The organism is Streptomyces sp. NPDC048106 (assembly GCF_040706415.1).
Classification (GTDB): domain Bacteria; phylum Actinomycetota; class Actinomycetes; order Streptomycetales; family Streptomycetaceae; genus Streptomyces.
Genome location: NZ_JBEZND010000008.1, coordinates 185,270 through 203,113 on the forward strand (window position 1 = coordinate 185,270; position 17,844 = coordinate 203,113).

At 71.4% G+C, this 17,844-nt stretch carries 15 protein-coding genes, 1 tRNA gene and 2 pseudogenes; 9 read left to right on the forward strand and 9 right to left on the reverse strand.

Features of this window, described 5'->3' with window-relative positions; translation table 11 throughout:
- The first annotated feature begins 135 nt into the window (after nt 1-135).
- Nucleotides 136-882, forward strand: a complete 747-nt coding sequence (locus tag AB0927_RS11070; RefSeq protein ID WP_366667257.1) for a DUF6227 family protein — start codon at nt 136-138, stop codon at nt 880-882.
- Nucleotides 883-931: 49 nt separating this feature from the next.
- On the opposite strand, the gene AB0927_RS11075 is transcribed toward AB0927_RS11070, so the two are convergent.
- Nucleotides 932-1,180, reverse strand: a complete 249-nt coding sequence (locus tag AB0927_RS11075) for a hypothetical protein (RefSeq protein ID WP_366667258.1) — start codon at nt 1,178-1,180, stop codon at nt 932-934.
- A 183-nt stretch (nt 1,181-1,363) separates the two neighbouring features.
- Here AB0927_RS11075 and AB0927_RS11080 point away from each other — a divergent pair, with 183 nt between their 5' ends.
- Nucleotides 1,364-2,335: a WYL domain-containing protein gene (locus AB0927_RS11080; protein ID WP_366667259.1), complete on the forward strand. Its 972-nt coding sequence runs from the start codon at nt 1,364-1,366 to the stop codon at nt 2,333-2,335.
- 512 nt (nt 2,336-2,847) lie between these two features.
- On the opposite strand, the pseudogene AB0927_RS11085 reads toward AB0927_RS11080, so the two are convergent.
- Together AB0927_RS11085 and AB0927_RS11090 are read right to left on the reverse strand one after the other, a co-directional pair.
- Nucleotides 2,848-3,231, reverse strand: a pseudogene (locus tag AB0927_RS11085) (TetR family transcriptional regulator); the annotation flags it as partial.
- A 912-nt stretch (nt 3,232-4,143) separates the two neighbouring features.
- Nucleotides 4,144-5,142, reverse strand: coding sequence for a sigma-70 family RNA polymerase sigma factor (locus AB0927_RS11090; RefSeq protein ID WP_366667260.1), 999 nt, complete (start codon nt 5,140-5,142; stop codon nt 4,144-4,146).
- Between the two features lie 193 nt (nt 5,143-5,335).
- Between AB0927_RS11090 and AB0927_RS11095 the strand changes: the two genes are divergently transcribed.
- On the forward strand, nt 5,336-5,866 hold the full coding sequence (locus tag AB0927_RS11095) for an N-acetyltransferase family protein (RefSeq protein ID WP_366667261.1): 531 nt from the start codon (nt 5,336-5,338) through the stop codon (nt 5,864-5,866).
- Nucleotides 5,867-5,881: 15 nt separating this feature from the next.
- On the opposite strand, the gene AB0927_RS11100 is transcribed toward AB0927_RS11095, so the two are convergent.
- On the reverse strand, nt 5,882-6,676 hold the full coding sequence (locus tag AB0927_RS11100; RefSeq protein ID WP_366667262.1) for a class III extradiol ring-cleavage dioxygenase: 795 nt from the start codon (nt 6,674-6,676) through the stop codon (nt 5,882-5,884).
- Nucleotides 6,677-6,820: 144 nt separating this feature from the next.
- On the opposite strand from AB0927_RS11100, the gene AB0927_RS11105 reads away from it, so the two are divergent.
- Nucleotides 6,821-7,330 carry a MarR family transcriptional regulator gene (locus AB0927_RS11105; protein ID WP_366667263.1) on the forward strand — a complete coding sequence of 170 codons (510 nt, stop codon included), beginning with the start codon at nt 6,821-6,823 and terminating at the stop codon, nt 7,328-7,330.
- A 19-nt stretch (nt 7,331-7,349) separates the two neighbouring features.
- On the opposite strand, the gene AB0927_RS11110 is transcribed toward AB0927_RS11105, so the two are convergent.
- Nucleotides 7,350-8,885 carry an MFS transporter gene (locus tag AB0927_RS11110; RefSeq protein WP_366667264.1) on the reverse strand — a complete coding sequence of 512 codons (1,536 nt, stop codon included), beginning with the start codon at nt 8,883-8,885 and terminating at the stop codon, nt 7,350-7,352.
- Between the two features lie 337 nt (nt 8,886-9,222).
- Complete coding sequence (locus AB0927_RS11115) at nt 9,223-9,882, reverse strand: helix-turn-helix domain-containing protein (RefSeq protein ID WP_366667265.1); 660 nt, start codon at nt 9,880-9,882, stop codon at nt 9,223-9,225.
- 420 nt (nt 9,883-10,302) lie between these two features.
- On the opposite strand from AB0927_RS11115, the gene AB0927_RS11120 reads away from it, so the two are divergent.
- The 3 genes from AB0927_RS11120 (at nt 10,303) to AB0927_RS11130 (ending at nt 12,989) form a co-directional block, all read left to right on the forward strand.
- The gene (locus AB0927_RS11120) at nt 10,303-11,535 is read left to right on the forward strand and encodes a M6 family metalloprotease domain-containing protein (RefSeq protein ID WP_366667266.1); all 1,233 of its coding nucleotides are present in this window, start codon (nt 10,303-10,305) and stop codon (nt 11,533-11,535) included.
- 81 nt (nt 11,536-11,616) lie between these two features.
- Nucleotides 11,617-12,777: an alpha-hydroxy-acid oxidizing protein gene (locus AB0927_RS11125; protein WP_366667267.1), complete on the forward strand. Its 1,161-nt coding sequence runs from the start codon at nt 11,617-11,619 to the stop codon at nt 12,775-12,777.
- 139 nt (nt 12,778-12,916) lie between these two features.
- Nucleotides 12,917-12,989: transfer RNA gene (locus AB0927_RS11130), tRNA-Arg, on the forward strand.
- A gap of 81 nt (nt 12,990-13,070) precedes the next feature.
- Here AB0927_RS11130 and AB0927_RS11135 read toward each other — a convergent pair.
- Together AB0927_RS11135 and AB0927_RS11140 are read right to left on the reverse strand one after the other, a co-directional pair.
- A complete protein-coding gene (locus AB0927_RS11135; RefSeq protein WP_366667268.1) occupies nt 13,071-14,228 on the reverse strand; it encodes a tyrosine-type recombinase/integrase in 1,158 nt (385 codons plus the stop codon).
- Complete coding sequence (locus AB0927_RS11140) at nt 14,228-14,401, reverse strand: excisionase family DNA-binding protein (protein ID WP_366667347.1); 174 nt, start codon at nt 14,399-14,401, stop codon at nt 14,228-14,230. The genes AB0927_RS11135 and AB0927_RS11140 overlap by 1 nt, the downstream gene beginning before the upstream one ends.
- Between AB0927_RS11140 and AB0927_RS11145 the strand changes: the two are divergent.
- A pseudogene (locus AB0927_RS11145) lies at nt 14,390-15,622 on the forward strand (mobilization protein); the annotation flags it as partial. The gene AB0927_RS11140 and the pseudogene AB0927_RS11145 overlap by 12 nt on opposite strands.
- 106 nt (nt 15,623-15,728) lie before the next feature.
- Nucleotides 15,729-16,814, forward strand: coding sequence for a phosphotransferase (locus AB0927_RS11150; RefSeq protein WP_366667269.1), 1,086 nt, complete (start codon nt 15,729-15,731; stop codon nt 16,812-16,814).
- Here the strand turns inward: AB0927_RS11150 and AB0927_RS11155 are convergent.
- Nucleotides 16,811-17,842, reverse strand: a complete 1,032-nt coding sequence (locus AB0927_RS11155; RefSeq protein ID WP_366667270.1) for a glycosyltransferase — start codon at nt 17,840-17,842, stop codon at nt 16,811-16,813. The genes AB0927_RS11150 and AB0927_RS11155 overlap by 4 nt on opposite strands.
- Nucleotides 17,843-17,844: the final 2 nt, after the last annotated feature.

The window sequence follows — 17,844 nt, forward strand, 5'->3', positions numbered from 1 at the left end:
GGGGCCGCGCGGGAACTTTTCGCGCGGCCCGCGCGTTTTCCCGGCGTTCGTTTTCCTCATTCCCGGACATGATGTCCGGCCGAGGGGCTACGGTATGCACCCACAAGGTGACATGCAGCAACGCCGGGAGATGCCTTGAGCGTTCCGTACGAGACGGCAGCGTACGAACCAGCCGAGTCGCCCGAGTCTCCTGAGGAGCACCTCGCGCGACTCCTCGGCCGTGCCCTGAACTCCTTCGAACTGCCCGACGAGGTGATCCGGCGGCTCGACTGCGCGCTGGCGTACGACAGTTCGCTGCACTCCGCGCACCACAGCGCCGGTCTGCACCGGGAGACGTACCGGCACACCTGGCTGCTCGCCGACGGCTCGGCGGTCACGCTGTGGGAGCTGGCGCACAACGCCACCCCGGGCAGCGCCCCCGACCACGAGATCTACGCGGACGAGGAGGAGCTCCAGGCCGCCACGTCGCGGCTCGGCTTATCCCCGGACGCGCCCGAGCTGGAGCTGCCCGCGCCGAGCCGGCAGTGGGCGGTCCCCGCTCCCCGGCACGTGTTCGCCTCCGGGGACTCCGCCGATCATGTCCGCCGGCTGCTGCGCCGCGCGGAGAACCCCGACCGCCCCGACGCCCGCACGGCGGCCCTGCTGGCCACGGCGACGGCACACGAGATCACCCAGGCCTTCGGCCGTCCGGGCCGGGCCGGCCGCTCGGGGCTGAGTTATGTGCTGTACGAGCACGCGTTCCTGCTGCCGGACGACACCGAGGTCTCCCTGTGGGAGGTCGAGCACACGGCGACGCCGGACGGCCGTCACATGTGCGAGGTGTACCTGTCGGAGGGCGCGGCGCGTTCCGCGATGGAGCGGCGCGCGGCGCGGCAGGGCTGACGATCCCGGGCCCACCGCGCGGCGGGCGGAGGCGTGGGTGCCGGTCCGGTCAGCGGTGGCCGAGCTGTCGTATCAGCCCGGCGAAGGCGTCCTGTTCGGCCGGGGTCAGCTCCACCGACTCCCGCAGCGGGCCGGTCCGCTGGGCCGGGAGGAACGGCAGGCGGGCGGCCGCGAGTTCGCGAAGGGCCTGCGCGCGGAACCGGCGCAGCAGGCGCAGCACGCCGATCGCCCAGACCACACCGGCCAGGGTGAGGAAGACCGCGGCGGCCAGCTGGATCGTCGACAGATGCTCGGGCATACCCTCCAGTACACACCACGGCAGGGGACTTGACCCCGGACCGTGACGTATCTCGCAGGTGCCGTGAACAACACACACCGAATCAACCGGCTCAACCCGGCCGAAAGAGACCAGCGGTGATGAGGCGGACGCCCGCCGTGAGTAGGTCGGGTGCTGTCCTACTGGTGCGGCATCCTCGTACGCATGACGACCGCCACCCCGGCACGGCTGCTGCAGTTGCTTTCCCTTCTCCAGACGCCCCGTGAGTGGCCCGGCGGTGAGCTGGCCGAGCGGCTCGGGGTGTCCCGGCGTACCGTGCGGCGCGATGTCGACCGGTTGCGGGAGCTCGGCTATCCGGTGGAGGCGTCGAAGGGCTCGGACGGCGGGTACCGGCTGGTCGCGGGCAAGGCGATGCCGCCGCTGGTGCTGGACGACGAGGAGGCCGTCGCCATCGCGGTGGGGCTGCGGGCCGGCGCCGGGCATGCCGTCGCGGGTGTGGACGAGGCGTCGGTCCGGGCGCTCGCCAAGCTGGAGCAGGTGCTGCCGTCCCGGCTGCGGCGCCGGGTGTCCACCTTTCAGGCCGCGACCACGCCGCTGACCAGCGGGGACGGGGCGAGCATCGCGCCGGAGACGCTGACCGCGCTGGCGTCGTCGGTGGCGGGCCGGGAGCGGTTGCGGTTCGCCTACCGCGACAAGGAGGGCGACGCGTCCCGTCGGCTGACCGAGCCGCACCGGCTGGTGTCGACGGGTCGCCGCTGGTACCTGGTCGCGTACGACCTCGACCGCGCCGACTGGCGCACGTTCCGGGTGGACCGGGTCAGCGAGCCGTTCGCCACCGGTGTCCGGTTCGAGCAGCGGGAGTTGCCGACGGGCAGTGCCGCGGAGTTCCTGCGGCGGTCCATCTCCCAGTGGCAGGAGGCGTACGCGTTCGAGGTGCGGTTCGCCGCGTCGGCGGCGGAGGTCGCCGAGCGGGTTCCGGCGTCGCTCGGGGCGCTGGTGGACGACGGCGAGGGCGGCTGCGTCCTCGAAGGCGCGACCGGCGATCCCGTGGAGTGGCTGGCGGTCCGGCTGGCGCTGTCGGGCTACGAGTTCGCGGTGCGGGGACCGGACGAACTGCTGGCGTGTGTACGGGAGCTGGGCGGGCGGCTGAGCCGGGCCGGGGGTGCCGGTGCCTAGGACGAGTTCCGGTCCCAGGAGAAGCCGTCCAGGGCCTTGAGGTTGCGCAGGGCCAGGGCCGCGGGGCCGTCGGGGCCGGTGGGCGGGGAGGCGGTGGCGGCCCAGGACTGCACGGCGACGCGTACGGCACTGCCGGCGACGGCGGCGGCGAAGCGGAGGTCGGGGCTGATCACGGGGACGGGGTGCGGGGGCTCGGCCTGCTCCATGCCGATGCCGTGACCTGGGGCGGCTGCCGTCCCCTGCGCGGACCCGGTGGGGCCGGGTGCCGTGGCCGGCCTCTCCCCACTGGCCGCGCCGCGCGGCTCCCGGGCGGTCCCCGGCTCCCCGGCCCCCGGCACTCCGGACGGCCCCTCCTCGACGGCGGGAGCGGCTCCCGTCTCCCCCGCGAACGGCTCCCCCGCGGAGGTCTCGGCGAAGGTCTCGGCGAAGGTCTCCGCGGTCAGCCCCTCGGCAGCCGCTTCCGCCTCCCCCACGGACGGCTCGCCCCATCCGGGTGACGTCAGCCGCCCCGCCAGGATCTCCGCCAGCGCGTCCTCCGCGGTCTGGCCCACCTCGGCCCAGACCTTGCGCAGGGCGGGGCTGGTGTCGGTCAGGCGGATCAGGGTGCGGACCTGTTCCCAGGAGGCCGCCGAGACCCCGGCGCCGGGGGTGAGGGTGTGCTCGACGGCGTGTTCCAGGGCCTGCGGGACGGTGAGGCGGGCCGGGGCGCTGCGGACGGCCTCGGCCCAGCGCTGGGCTCCGGCGGCGTAGAGGGGCGCGACCGCCTCCTCCTTGGTGGCGAAGTAGCGGTAGAACGTGCGCGGTGCGATGCCCGCCCGCTGGGCGATGTCCTCGGCGCGGGTGGCGCGCAGCCCCTGGCGGACGAACAGGGTGGCCGCCGCGCGGGCGATCTCCATGCGGGTCTCGGCCTTGCGGCGCTCCGTGAGGGAGGGGACGGACGCGGCGCGGGAAGGTGGCTGCGGGGTGGAGCGGGTGGCGGAGCGGGGGGTGGCGGAACGAGGGGTGGAGCGGGGGGTCGAGCGGGGGGTGGGACTTGGGGTGGTGCTCATCTCGGCAGGCTATGTCGGTGTGGCAGAATCTGCCATCCGGCGGTTCACCCCGGGGTTCAGGTACGGGGTGGGCCGCCATTTGCCGTCCGCACGCGGTTCCGGCCCTCCCAGGGTCACATGGACCAGGCCGCGCCCGCAGGTGAAGACCGCACGGCGGGCCCGCACCGGACGACAGCGGCGGCCACGACGACCGGCCGCCCGTGATCCACGTCCCCACGTCCGGCTCCGCCTCTTGCCACGTGGCGTGGAAGTGCCGTTTCGAACCGGTCGGCCCGGTACCCGCCCGCGACAGCGCCGGAGTTTCCCCTCGACGGCCATCCGCACACGCTCGGGGGCGCCGCCTACGGCGAGTTGGCGAAGGAGGCGACGCCGAACACGCGGCGAGGCCGGCGCATCCCGTCCGGTGCGAAAGAAGCCGGGCTCCGGCGCCAGGGGGGGGTGGGCGCCGGAGCCCGGCTCTGGGAAGTCCCGGCGCCGGGGGGGATGTGCGTCGGGACATGGCTCGCGTGGGGTCGGCCGAGGTGTGGGGTCGGACGGCCGGATGTGACTCGGTGTGCCAGGTACGACGTGCGGCTCGGTGTGGGGAGTGCGGCGTTCGCGGGGTCCCGCTGGCGGGCCCGGAAGGGTTGTTCCCTCGGGCCCGGCGGTTGAAGCGGCGGGAGGGCGCCATGTTTGCGCCGTCTTTCACGACCCGGCGTACGCGGCCCCCGTCCCCTTCCCGCTCCCGTCCCCTGACCGTTCCTCAGCCCCCCGGATCCGTTACGCCGCCGCGTCGAAGCCGGTGTCCCGCGCCAGCTTCTTCAGCTCCAGCAGGGCGTGCTTCTCGATCTGCCGGATGCGCTCGCGGGTCAGACCGTGCTCCTTGCCGACCTCGGTCAGGGTGCGCTCGCGGCCGTCCTCGATGCCGTAGCGCATCTTGATGATGGAGGCCGTGCGCTGGTCCAGGCGGCCGATCAGGCCGTCCAGTTCCTCGCTGCGCAGCAGGGTCATGACGGACTGCTCGGGGCTGACCGCCGAGGTGTCCTCCAGCAGGTCGCCGAACTGGGTCTCGCCCTGGTCGTCCACCGGCATGTTCAGCGAGACCGGGTCGCGGGCCCAGTCGAGGACGTCGGTGACGCGCTCCGGCTTCGAGCCCAGCTCCGCCGCGATCTCCGCGGGCTCCGGCTCGCGGCCGTGCTCCCGGTTGAACTCGCGCTGCACCCGGCGGATGCGGCCCAGCTCCTCCACCAGGTGGACGGGGAGCCGGATGGTGCGGGACTGGTCGGCGATGGAGCGGGTGATGGCCTGGCGGATCCACCAAGTGGCGTACGTGGAGAACTTGAAGCCCTTGCGGTAGTCGAACTTCTCGACGGCGCGCACCAGGCCCGCGTTGCCCTCCTGGATCAGGTCGAGCAGGGGCAGGCCGCTGCGCGGGTAGCGCCGGGCGACCGCGACGACCAGGCGGAGGTTGGAGCGGATGAAGACGTCCTTGGCCCGCTCGCCGGCCTCGACCAGGCTTTCGAGCTCTTCCCGGGTGGCGTCCGAGTGCGTGTCCTCGAATCCGTCGAGAACCTGTCGCGCGAACACACCCGCCTCGATGGTCTGGGACAGCTCGACCTCTTTGGCGGCGTCGAGCAGCGGCGTGCGCGCGATCTCGTCGAGGTACATGCCGACCAGGTCGCGGTCCGCGATCTCGCCGCCATGTGCGCGAACACTGCTTGCCGAGTCGGCCGTCTCGCCGGAGGCGGACTTACGACGGGCGACGGCACGGGTTGCCATGCGTGCTCCCTTGCGATGGTGGGCTGGCGGGTGGTCCTGTTGAACGCTCGGCACTCCGGAGGGCTGTCCTGGGACTCTCCTCTGGGTGCCCTGCATCCGATGGAAACAACGACTGGAATCAGGACAGAATTCCCAACCCGCCCCTCGATTTTTCTGATCATGCAGTACCCTGTTCCGCCACATGGGAGACGAGATGGCATCCAGGCCCACAGATGTGCAGGTCAGACCAGGAGTCGAGGCGGACCTCGACGCCCTCACGGAGATCTACAACCACTACGTGCGCGAGACGGCCATCACGTTCGACACCGCCCCTCTCGCCCCACGGGACCGCCGTCCCTGGCTGCTCTCCCACCCGGAAGACGGCCCGCACCGCCTGATGGTTGCCACCCGGCCCGCGCCGGGCAGCGGCGGCGAGCGGATCCTGGGGTACGCCACCTCGGGCCCGCACCGGGCCCGGCCCGCGTACGCCACGTCCGTGGAGACCTCGGTGTACCTCGCCCCCGACGCCGGCCGGCGCGGCATCGGCACGCTGCTCTACGACGCCCTCTTCAAGGCGCTGTCCGGCGAGGATCTGCACCGCGCCTTCGCGGGGATCACCCAGCCGAACGAGGCGTCGGTGCGGCTGCACGCGCGCTTCGGCTTCCGGTACGTCGGCACGTTCGGCGAGGTGGGCCGCAAGTTCGGGCGCTACTGGGACGTGGCCTGGTACGCGAAGGAGCTGTAGGGACGCCGGTCCGGACTACCCGAACTGCACGGACCGCTTCGCCAGCCCCATCCAGAACCCGTCGATCACCGACTTCTGCGCGTCCAGTTCGCCGCCGGCCTCCGCCGCGCCCATGGTGACGAAGAGCGGGGCGAAGTGCTCGGTGCGCGGGTGGGCGTAGCGGCCGGCCGGGGCCTTGCCCAGGAAGTCGAGGAGGGCGTCCCAGTCGCGGTCCTGGAGGGCGCGCCGGCCCCAGTCGTCGAACTCGGTGGACCAGGTCGGCACGCCCCCGCCGGTGTGGCGCAGGGCGGCGAGGTTGTGGGTGAAGAAGCCGGAGCCGATGATCAGCACGCCCTCGTCGCGCAGCGGGGCGAGCTTGCGGCCGGTCTCCATGAGCCGTACCGGGTCGAGGGTGGGCATGGAGATCTGGAGCACCGGGATGTCGGCGTCCGGGTACATCTCGACGAGCGGGACGTAGGCGCCGTGGTCGAGGCCGCGGCCGGGGATGTCCTGGACGGGCGTGCCGGGGGCGCGCAGCAGCTTGCGGACCGACTCGGCCAGCTCCGGCGCGCCGGGGGCGGCGTACCGGACCCGGTAGTAGTGCTCGGGGAAGCCCCAGAAGTCGTACACCAGCGGGACGGTCTCGATCGCGCCGAGGGCGAGCGGGGCCTCCTCCCAGTGGGCGGAGACGATGAGGACGGCCTTCGGCCGGGGCAGTGCCGCGGCCCAGGCGGCGAGCTGGCCGGGCCATACGGGGTCGTCGGCGAGCGGCGGGGCGCCGTGGCTGAGGTACAGGGCGGGCATGCGCTCCTTGGCGGCGGCGAGGGACATGGCGGCTCCCAATCGTGCCCGGCGAACCCGGATGCCTGTCGTCGCCCGGTGCGGCCGGATGTTGTTGCTTTAACTCTCAAGTTCTACAGAACACGGTACGCCAACTAGTTCAAGTTTCAAAGAGACCTTTCGTAAAGTGGACACATGAACCCGGCATCCGACTCCGCCGCACCGCACCGCTGGCTCACCCCCGAGGAACAGCGCGTCTGGCGCGCCTATCTGCACGCCACCACCCTGCTGGAGGACCACCTCGACCGGCAGTTGCAGCGCGACGCGGGCATGCCGCACATCTACTACGGCCTCCTCGTCACCCTGGCCGAGGCGCCGCGCCGCCGGCTGCGGATGACCGAGCTGGCGATGAAGGCGAAGATCACCCGCTCCCGGTTGTCGCACGCCGTCGCCCGGCTGGAGAAGAGCGGCTGGGTGCGCCGCGAGGACTGTCCCTCCGACAAGCGCGGCCAGTTCGCGGTGCTCACCGAGGAGGGCGCGGCCGTGCTCGGCCGTACCGCCCCGGGCCATGTGACCGCCGTCCGCCAGGCCCTGTTCGACCGGCTCAGCCCGGAACAGCAGAAGGCCCTCGGCGAGATCATGGAGATCGTCACCGAGGGCCTTCAGCCGGACGGGGAGGGCGCCGACCTCCCCTGGCTCCGCTGAACTCACCGACGCACAGGGCTCAGTGGGCCACCACCGGCACCGGCACCTCGTCCTCGACGCCCGCGCCGGAGGCCACCGTGACGGAGCCCGGACGGCCGGCGTTGACGAAGGTGAAGGCGATCAGCGCGGCCACGCCCAGGATGCCGACGGCGAAGGCGATCGCCGTGCTGTAGCCGTGCACCATGCCCTGCAGCTGCACGAGCTGCTGCTGCGGCCTGGTGGCGGCACCGGCGAGGTGGTCCTTGAGGTACGACGTCTTCGCGGACGCGGCAATGGTGTTCAGCAGCGCCGTACCGATCGCGCCGCCCACCTGCTGCGAGGTGTTGACCATCGCGGAGGCGACACCGGCGTCCCGGGGCTCGACGCCCTGGGTGGCCAGCGACATGGCCGGCATGAACGCCGTACCCATGCCGAGGCCCAGCAGCACCATCGCGGGCAGCAGCAGGGTCGCGTACGACGAACCGATCTCCAGCTGGGTCAGCAGCAGCATGCCGAGACCCGCGACCAGGAAGCCGGGGCCCATCAGCAGCCGGGCCCGCACCCGGGTCATCAGCCGGGTGCCGATCTGGGTGGAGCCGGTGATCATGCCGGCCACCATCGGCAGGAACGCGAAACCGGTCTTGACCGGTGAGTACCCCTGCACGATCTGGAGGTAGTAGGTCAGGAAGAGGAACAGGCCGAACATGCCGATGATGGCGAGGCCGAGGGAGAGGTAGATGCCGCCGCGGTTGCGGTCGCGCACCACGCGCAGCGGCAGCAGCGGGGCCTTGACCCGGGACTCGACCAGCACGAAGGCCAGCAGCAGCACCGCGGACGCCACGAACATCGACACGGTCAGGGCGTCGCCCCAGCCGTCGGACTCGGCGCGCGTGAAGCCGTACACCAGCGCGACCAGGCCGAGGGTGGAGAGGACCACGCCGGGGATGTCGAGCGGGGAGCGGTTGCGGCCGCCCTCCGGCTCACGGATGACCAGGGTGGCGCCGAGCGCGGCGACGACGGCGAACGGCACGTTGACGAAGAACGTCCAGCGCCAGTCCAGGTACTCGGTGAGGAAGCCGCCGAGGATCAGACCGACCGCGCCGCCACCGCCCGCGATGGCGCCGTAGATGCCGAACGCCTTGGCGCGCTCCTTGGCGTCCGTGAACATCACGGCCAGCAGGGACAGCGCGGCGGGCGCGAGCAGCGCGCCGAAGACGCCCTGGAGGGCGCGGGCGCCGAACATCATCGGGCCCGAGACGGCGACACCGCCGAGCGCGGAGGCCAGCGCGAAGCCGACCAGGCCGACGAGGAAGGCGCGCCGGCGGCCCCACTTGTCGGCGATCCGGCCACCGAACAGCAGCAGACCACCGAAGGCGAGGGCGTAGGCCGTGACGACCCACTGCCGGTTGCCGTCGGATATGCCGAGGTCCTTCTGGGCCGAGGGCAGGGCGATGTTCACGATGGTCGAGTCGAGGACGACCATCAGCTGGGCGAGCGCGATGAAGACGAGCGCTTTCCAGCGGTTGGCATCACCGGTCGGCACGGTGATGCGGGGAGCCTTGAGGGCTTCGGACATGGGTGTACCCACTTCGGGACTTCGGGAGTTCACGAGTGCGGAACTTCGTGACCAGGTGACGGAAAACGAGTGAGGGAAAAACGATGAGAAATCGGCAGTGAACGGAAAGTGTCAGGACAGGAAAGCGAAAGGCGTCAGGCGTCAGGCGTCAGGCATGCATCAGGCATGCATCAGGCATGCGTCAGGCATGCGTCAGGCGTGAGACATCACGCGTCAGGCGTCGAGGCGTCAGAGGGCAGAACGTGTCGGGGCCGGGAACCTGTCAGGGCCAAGAGCCTGACAGGCTGCCGAACGGAAGGGCGGAAGCGGAGGACGAGGAGGGTGGGAGCTGACCGGACTACGCCGTCCGGTCGCACTGGCGGAGTTCCTCGACGGTGACGGCGCTGCCCGGCAGCACGGAGTGGGCGGGGGCCCGCAGGCCGTCGAGGAGAAGCTGAAGGTGGCGGTGGACGAACCGGTCGCCGCGCGGACAGTCCGTGCCGGCCGGGGGCCGGCTCAGCTGGGCCACGGCGATCATCAGATCGCCGACGCCGACGTCCGACCGCATCTGACCGGCCGTCACGGCCCGTGCCATGACCTCTTCCACGAGGCTTTCGACGCGCTCGCGGGCGGCCTCCAGGTCGGGGTGGTGCCGGTCGAAGGTGCTGGAGACCATGGGGCACAGCGCGCTGATCCGCTCGTCGGCGCAGGCGTGCACGAAGTGCTCCAGCGCGGCGAAGGCGTCCCCGGTCTCCGCGAGGGCGTGCTCGGCCGCCTCGGCCGTACGGTCCATCACGGAGCAGACGACCTCGCGTACGAGGGCGTCGCGGTCGGGGAAGTTGCGGTACAGCGTGGCGTTGCCGACGCAGGCCCGGCGGGCGATCTCGTCCAGCGGCACGTCCGGGCCATGCTCGACGAACATCTCCCGGGCGGCGGTGACGATCCGTTCCCGGTTGCGCAGGGCGTCGGCGCGCGGCCGGGTCACCTTGCGCGGCGCGGGCTGGGTCGCGGTCGTCACTGCGTACTCCTCTGTCGGTGGACTCGTACGAGTCCGGCTGCGGCTCCGGCGATCCGGGGAGCGAGTCCCCGTTTCAGGCGAACACACTTCTAAACGGGGACGGGGTCCCCACTTATTTCCCAGGGAGGGAAAGAAGGCGTGTGACCTGAGCCACACTCACCGCGGCCCGGAATTCACCCTCCCGCACCGTTCTCCCGCCCCCCGCGTCCCACGATCGGTCCCACCCTTCCCACGATCGGTCTCGCCCAGCGCGCGCCCGCCGGAGCGCCGACACAGGGTGATCGCAAGGGTGCAGCCGGGACCGGCGGCTGCCGTGGAGCGAAGGGTCCGTGCATGCAGCCGCAGCCGCAGTCGCCCCGCCGCGTACCCTCCGACCAGGACCCCAGTGGCATATGCACCCGCCGCATACGCTCGCGCCGGATGGCAGCCCTCTCCGCGGTGACCGCGCTGACCCTCGCGATCAGCACCTCGGCCGGGACCGCCCGTCTCACGGCGCCCTCCACCGCCGGGCCGGCCGGCCTGGCCCGCTCCCCCGCGTTCTCCCCCTGCATGATCCGTGGCGGCCCAGAGGTGCAGATGACCGAGGGCGTGCCCACCCCGCACGGTTACGCCCGCTCCACCGGCACGGTGCACGCCCTGACCCTGATGGTCGACTTCTCCGACGCGCCCGGACCGGGCAGCGCGATGGACCGCTTCCACGAGTTCTTCCCGCGGACGCAGGAGTGGTTCCGCACCTCGTCGTACGGCCGCCTGGACTACCGGGCCGAGACGCCGGTGCGCGACTGGCTGCGGATGCCGAAGCCGTTCAAGGAGTACGGCATAGAGCGGGGCGCGCCCTTCGACCCCGGTTACCGGCAACTGGCCCAGGACATCGTGGCCGCGGCCGATCCCAAGGTCGACTTCCGCTCGTACGACCTTCTGAACATCCTGGTCACCCCGAACGCCGGTCCGTCCGCGCTGGACACGGTGCTGTCGGTGACCTTCGCGGGGAACGGGGACGCGCCGGTGGCCGACGGGGTGCCGGTCGCCAACGCCTCCTTCATCTACTCCCGCCAGGACGACGGCTCCGGCTCCTTCCCCCACACCGGCTACCGGGTGCTGCCGCACGAGAACGGCCACACCTTCGGCCTGCCCGACCTGTACACCCAGGACGGCGGGGACACGGTCGGGCACTGGGACATCATGAGCGAGGACTGGGGCGCCAACAACGACATGCTCGCCTGGGACAAGTGGAAGCTGGGCTGGCTGGACGGCTCCCAGGTGGGCTGCGCGGCGAAACGGGGCGGCGTCGACTACTCCCTGACCCCGCTGTACAAGTCCGGCGGCGGCAAACTCGTGATCATCCCGATCGACGGCCACACGGCCTACGCCCTTGAGGTCCGGTCCCAGGGCGGCAACGACGAGGCGATCTGCTGCCCCGGCGTCCTCATCTACAAGGTGGACGCCGGCGTGGACACCGGCCGGGGCCCCATCACCGTCTTCGACGCCCACCGCGACAGCGGCGGCTGCACCCGCAGCCCCAACGTGCAGGCCGAACTCTCCGACGCCCCCTTCACCCCTGGCCAGACCTTCAAGGACCCTCGGCACGGGGTCGTGGTGCGCGTGACGGGGGAAGAGGACGGGACGTATCGGGTGCGGGTGACCCGGTCCTGACCCGCACTGTTGCCGGGGGGCGGTCGCGCACGGTAGGGGTCCAGGGGGCTCGCATCCGGCGGGCCGGAGCAGGAGAACCTCATGGCGTTCGCCGACTACCAGAACGAGATCTACCTCGACGGGCTGCGCGGGGTGATACCGCGGCTGCCGATGACCTTCGCCGAACTGGAGCCGCCGGCCCTGGCCGCGCTGACCCCGTCGGTACGGTCGTACGTCGCGGGCGGCGCCGGGGACGAGCACACCCAGCGGGCCAACGTGACCGCGTTCGAGGAGTGGGGCCTGGTCCCGCGCATGCTGGTGGGGGCCGACAACCGCGACCTGTCCGTCGACCTGTTCGGCATGCGCCTGCCCTCCCCTGTGTTCATGGCCCCGGTCGGGGTGATCGGCCTGTGCGCCCAGGACGGCCACGGCGACCTCGCCACCGCCCGCGCCGCGGCCCGCACCGGCGTACCGATGATCGCCTCCACGCTGACCGTCGACCCGATGGAGGAGGTGGCCGCGGAGTTCGGCGACACCCCCGGCTTCTTCCAGCTCTACACCCCGACCGACCGGGAGCTGGCGGAGAGCCTGGTCCACCGTGCCGAGGCCGCCGGGTTCAAGGGCATCGTGGTCACCCTGGACACCTGGATCACCGGCTGGCGCCCGCGCGACCTGGCCGCGAGCAACTTCCCCCAGCTTCGCGGGCACTGCCTGGCCAACTACACCAGCGACCCGGTCTTCCGCTCCCGCCTCGCCAAGTCCCCCGAGGACGACCCGTCGGCGGCGGTACTGCACTGGGCTCTGACCTTCGGCAACCCCCTCACCTGGGACGACCTGCCCTGGCTGCGGTCGCTCACCGACCTGCCGCTGATCCTCAAGGGCATCTGCCACCAGGACGACGCCCGCCGCGCCAGGGACGCCGGCGTCGACGGCATCTACTGCTCCAACCACGGCGGCCGCCAGGCCAACGGCGGCCTGCCCGCGCTGCACTGCCTGCCGGGCGTGGCCGAGGCCGCCGGAGACCTCCCCGTCCTCTTCGACTCCGGCATCCGCTCCGGCTCCGACATCGTCAAGGCCCTCGCCCTGGGCGCCACCGCCGTCGGCATCGGCCGCCCCTACGCCTACGGCCTCGCCCTGGGCGGCACCGACGGCATCGTCCACGTCCTACGCACCCTGCTGGCCGAAGCCGACCTCCTCATGGCCGTCGACGGCTACCCCACCGTCTCCTCCCTGACCCCGGACACCTTGCGTCGCCTCCGCTGAGCACCCACCACGACACCGTGCACCGCGGGAGGCGGCGTGCGGCGTCGGGGCTGAGCCCCCACCCCGATCCCCGTGCGCCGAGCGCACCACCCGCTACACTGACGACGGCGACCCAACCCTCACCGGTCGGTCACCATCCGCCTTCGTAGCTCAGGGGATAGAGCACCGCTCTCCTAAAGCGGGTGTCGCAGGTTCGAATCCTGCCGGGGGCACAGAGAGAAGGGCCAGCTCAGGAGGGTTTTCCTCCCAGGCTGGCCCTTCGGCGTTTCAGGGGTCGTGCCACAGGCGTGCCACTACGGGCCCGCAGGGCTCCTCTCGGCCGAGTCGGAGACCGCTCCCCCACCGCCCCGGATCATGGCCCCGAGCCGATCCGCGATGGCCCGGTCCCGGTCGCTGGTCATGTGCTGATAGATCAGCGCGGCGCGCGAGCTGCTGTGGCCCATGCGGGTCATCAGCTCGCGGGTGCTGGCGCCAGCCGTGGAGGCCAGCGTGTTGCCCGTGTGCCGCAGATCATGGAAATGCAGCTCGGCCGATACACCCGCAGCCTTCCGCGCCTTCACCCAGTCGTCCCGGAAGTTGCTCCGCCGCAGTTGCCCACCCTGGGGTCCGACGAAGACGTGACCGTCACGGCCAGGCGCGGCGAACTGCTCCAGGTGGCGCGTCACCTCGTCGAGGAGTTCGGCTGGGAAGGAGACGGAGCGCACCCCGGCCGCGGACTTCGGTGCCTTGTCGAAGAGTCGACCGTCCTGCAGCTCGGCTTGCGCACGGCCAACGGTGACCGTCAGTCCCTCCAGGTCGATGTCGCGACGCCGCAGGGCCGCCAGTTCCCCGAACCGTAGAGTAGTGAAGGCCGCCAAGAGGACGAGCAGCCGGTAGCGCGGCGCGATTGAGTCGGCGACGGCGAAGACCTCCGCCACCGTGAGGACCGGTCGCTCCGGCACGTCGTAGCGGTCCGCGCCCTTGATGCGGCACGGGTTGCGCCGGATCAACTCGTCGTCCACGGCCGTGTTCATCAGGGCCCGCAGCAGCTGATACGCCTTGACGACCGATGGCTCACCGACGCCGGCCGCCAGGAGCTTGCCGCGCCAGCTCCGCACGCGAGGGGTCGTCACGTCGGCCACCGTTCCAGCCCCGAAGGTGGGCAGGATGTACAGCCGCATCACCGACTCGTTCCGCTCGCGAGTACGGTCGGCCAGCTTGCGGTCCCGCAGCCATGCGGTGGCGTAGTCGGCGAAGTTCACCGCCCCGGCGTCCGGGTCCGACCACTGCCCGCGCGCGATGTCCGACTCGATGTGTGTCAGGGCGACCTGGGCGTCGGTCTTGGTGGCGTACGTCTTGTCAGCGGGACGCAGTTGCCCTGTCTCCGGGTCCCGGTAGCGAACCTGCCAACGGCCGGACGGCAGCTGTCGGACGGAACCGAATTCCCGACGCCTGCCCTTTTTGTTGGCCATCAGGCAGCCCTCCGAAACGAGCTACGCCGATGACCGATCGGCTGAATCGTGTGGGCGTCGATGAACGCGCTCAGCGAGCTTTCTGGGATGCGCACGTGCCGACCGACCTTGACGAAGGTGATGCGTCGTTCGGCGATCAGACGGCGCGGGAAACGCTCTTCCGCGCCGTCCAGCGCGAAGCACGCAAGATCGAAGCCGACCTCGGCCTGCGCCGCCTCAACCCCGGCGACGGAACCGCCGCCAAACGCCCCACCAGCAAGGAACACTTCAAGGCCAAGCGCCAGGGCCAGGACACCACCACCCGCGAGATCCTGCGCATGCGCGTACGCCGCGCCGTGGCAGCCGCCTCCACCGAGACCGAGTTCTTCGCCGTGCTGGAGGCGACCGGCGTGACCGTGCGCCCCAAGACCGGACCGTCCGGAGACGTCCTCGGCTACAGCGTCGCCCTGCCCGGCGACCTCAACAAGCACGGCGAACCGGTGTGGTTCTCCGGCTCCACCCTCGTCGGCGACCTCTCCCTGCCCAAGATCCGCCACCGCCTCACCGCCACCGGCCCCGAACCCATCGCAGCTCGGCCGGCCGACCCTTGGCACCAGGCCACCGACCGTATCCCCCACCACCTCACCCACGCAGACGACCACACCGCCCAAGGCCAGCTCGTCGCCCTCGGCGGAGCCCTCGACCTGCTGCCCCTCGCCGCACCAGCCGCCGCGAGGAGCGAGCTCGAACGGGCCGCCGCCATCTTCGAACGCGCCACCCGCTCCCGCATCACCGCCGACCTCAACAGCGCCCGCGTCCTGCGCCGCAGCGTCCAGGCGATCCTGCGCGCCCCCGCCCCGACGGGCGACGGCGCCGGGCTAGCGATGCTCCTGGACGCTGCCCTCATCGCCGTGGCGTTCGCGAAACACTGGCACCGCACCCACCAGCACGCCCAGCAGGGGGCAGCAGCCCAGCAGGCCCTCGTCCACCTTCAGACCGCGTACGCACACGTCGCCGTCCCGGTCCTGGACGACCTCGCCCGTCGTGCCCCTGGTATCCAGACCAAGCAGCGCTACGCCCGCCACCTCCAGCAGGCCGTCCCCGAGCACGCCGAACAGATCCTCCAGGACCCCGCCTGGGACGCCCTCGCCACCGTCCTCGCCAACGCGGAGACAGCCGGCCACAACCCGACCACCCTCCTCGATCAAGCCCTCGGCCAACGCGCTCTCGATGACGCCCGCAACCCAGCGCGCGCCCTGACCTGGCGCATCCACCGCCTCGGCCAACGCCACACACCCAGCCCCCGCGCCCAAGCAGCCATGGCCCGCAGCACCACGCGGCTTCCTGCCACCCCGGTCCACCCGCCAGCGGCCACACCGACCGTCGCACGGCAGCCGCAGGGGCGGCGGCGTTGACCGACCCTCATGTTGCCCGAGGGAACAGAGAAAGCGTTCCCTCGGGCAACACCTGATGCGTTCCCTTAGGGAACGGGCGCGTCCCACCGAGACAGACCAGTGATCCTTGTGCGTCTGCACGGCCGGCTCCCGTATCGTCGCCAGGGTGACCGACGCGAACGTGGCGGACAGGACGCACCTTCCCGCAGACGATCTTGCCGAGCTGATCCGGGCATACGACATCGACGAAGTGCTGGACCGACAGCACCTGGCCGATGGCCTCATGAACGTGAACTGGCGGCTGGACACCCGGGCCGGGAGGTTCGCCCTCAAGCGGGTCACGGACGTGCCGCTCGATCGACTGCGTCGCAACCTCGCGGTCCTTCCCGTCCTGGCTTCGTACGGCGTTCCCGTATGTGCCCCGCTCCCCACCATCCACGGCGATGTGATCGCCGACGTACGCGGTGGCGTCTACTGCCTCTTTTCCTGGTCGGTCGGGGACCATGTTCGCGGAACCGACCTGTCGCTGACGCAGACGTCCAAGCTCGGCACACACCTCGCGGGACTCCATACGGCACTCGGCCGTGCTGCCGATGAGGCCGGGCTGCCCGCAGCGCCGGCCTCGGTCACCGCTGAGGTGACCGAGGCCGGCCGAGCCGTCCAGAAGGCTGACCGGCTTGCTGGAGCCGTATCAGCCCGGGGTGCGGGCGACGCATTCGACAGGGCCGCAGGTACTGCCCTCGAAGAGCGCAAGATCCTCCTCGACAAGCACGCCCACCTGCGCCCCGAGGGAGACACCCCTGCGGGCCCACATGGCTGGACGCACGGTGACTTCCAATACCGGAACCTCCTCTGGGCGGACGGCGAACTGGTTGCCGTCCTGGACTGGGATCGGCTCGGAGTCCGCCCGTACGCGGAAGAGGTCGTTCGTACGGCGCAGGTGCAGTTCGGGGTGGAGGGCGTGTTCGACCTGGAGCGGGTGGCGGCGTTCGTGGCCGGCTACCGGTCGGTGATCCCGTTGGAACCGGCCGCATTGCTCGACGCCGCGCGACGACTGTGGTGGAAGCGGATGACGGACTTCTGGCAGCTCGAGTTCCACTACGACCGGGGCGACCACTCCTGCGACGAGCTGTTCATCGCCGACGAGGCGCTTCTTCACTGGTGGACGGAGCGGCTCGACGCGGTGGAGCGGGCATTCACCGGATCTGCCTAGATCCCCAGCTCCCGAAGCTCGGGCAGGCACGGTCGCGTGAACGTGACCGCCTGACGCCGGGCCCTCATGCCCAGCGCCTCGTGGTCCGCCTCCCGGATCGCGCTTGCCCACGTCTCGGGGCCGGCTGTGCCCGGCAGGACGATTCCGGCGTCCCCAATGGCTTCGGGGATGCCGCCCCGATCGGTTCCGATGCTCGGGACCCCGTGGAGCGCGGCCTCGATGATCACGCGGGGGAAGGCGTCTTCCACGGTGGAGGGGACCAGCAGCAGGTGGTGGCTGCGGTACAGAGGCCCCATGTCGTACAGGCGGGGCACGTACGTCACATTCGGGTAGGCGGCGAAGTCGACGGCGGTGTCCCACCAGCCTTCGACCAAGGTGAAGTGCTGTTCCGGCATGAGACGGATGAGCTGGTGCAGTAGCTCGGATCCCTTGGCGGGGATGGGGTTGATCATGAGGACGGACTCGGTGCGGGCCTCGCCCGAGCTCTCCCCGGGGAGCGCAAACGGCGGGTACATCACGGCGAGGCGAGTGCCAGGGGTGTGGGGTGCACGTGCCCGGACGAAATCCGACACGGCCAGGCCGTAGTGGGGGCGACCGGCAAGGACCCCCAGGCCGGTGGTGGAGACGGAGTGCAGGAGGCCGGCGACGAGCGCGGTCGGTCTGGCCTGCGCGGCGAGCTGCGCCGAGCCTTCCTGCGAGGTGAACACGACATCGGGGCTGAGGTCTCCCAGGAGGCTGCCCAGCGCGTGCTCCACGTTGTTCTGCATGAACGCCGCACACTCGACCCCGTTCCACCGGTAGCGCAGGATGCCGTCCGCCTCGTCGTACGGGACGCGATGCCTGTCGAGGTGGGCGCGCATGTCGGGGAGCTGGGTGGTTCCGTCCCAGGGCGCCTCGTGCGAGCCGAGGTAGGTGACGTGCCAGCCGGCGGCGGCGAGTTCTTCGGCGAGGAGCTGTTGGGTGACCTCGGCGCCGCCGATGAGGAACGGGGGCGGGGTGCGGCGCCAGGCGAACAGGGCGGTGGGCATCC

Bases quoted from the DNA above. Each gene is read 5' to 3' on its own strand.
- AB0927_RS11075 (WP_366667258.1), bottom strand. From the start codon at position 1,180: ATGCCCGAGCATCTGTCGACGATCCAGCTGGCCGCCGCGGTCTTCCTC.
- AB0927_RS11080 (WP_366667259.1), top strand. From the start codon at position 1,364: ATGACGACCGCCACCCCGGCACGGCTGCTGCAGTTGCTTTCCCTTCTC.
- AB0927_RS11090 (WP_366667260.1), bottom strand. From the start codon at position 5,142: ATGGCAACCCGTGCCGTCGCCCGTCGTAAGTCCGCCTCCGGCGAGACG.
- AB0927_RS11095 (WP_366667261.1), top strand. From the start codon at position 5,336: ATGGCATCCAGGCCCACAGATGTGCAGGTCAGACCAGGAGTCGAGGCG.
- AB0927_RS11100 (WP_366667262.1), bottom strand. From the start codon at position 6,676: ATGTCCCTCGCCGCCGCCAAGGAGCGCATGCCCGCCCTGTACCTCAGC.
- AB0927_RS11105 (WP_366667263.1), top strand. From the start codon at position 6,821: ATGAACCCGGCATCCGACTCCGCCGCACCGCACCGCTGGCTCACCCCC.
- AB0927_RS11110 (WP_366667264.1), bottom strand. From the start codon at position 8,885: ATGTCCGAAGCCCTCAAGGCTCCCCGCATCACCGTGCCGACCGGTGAT.
- AB0927_RS11120 (WP_366667266.1), top strand. From the start codon at position 10,303: ATGGCAGCCCTCTCCGCGGTGACCGCGCTGACCCTCGCGATCAGCACC.
- AB0927_RS11125 (WP_366667267.1), top strand. From the start codon at position 11,617: ATGGCGTTCGCCGACTACCAGAACGAGATCTACCTCGACGGGCTGCGC.
- AB0927_RS11135 (WP_366667268.1), bottom strand. From the start codon at position 14,228: ATGGCCAACAAAAAGGGCAGGCGTCGGGAATTCGGTTCCGTCCGACAG.
- AB0927_RS11155 (WP_366667270.1), bottom strand. From the start codon at position 17,842: ATGCCCACCGCCCTGTTCGCCTGGCGCCGCACCCCGCCCCCGTTCCTC.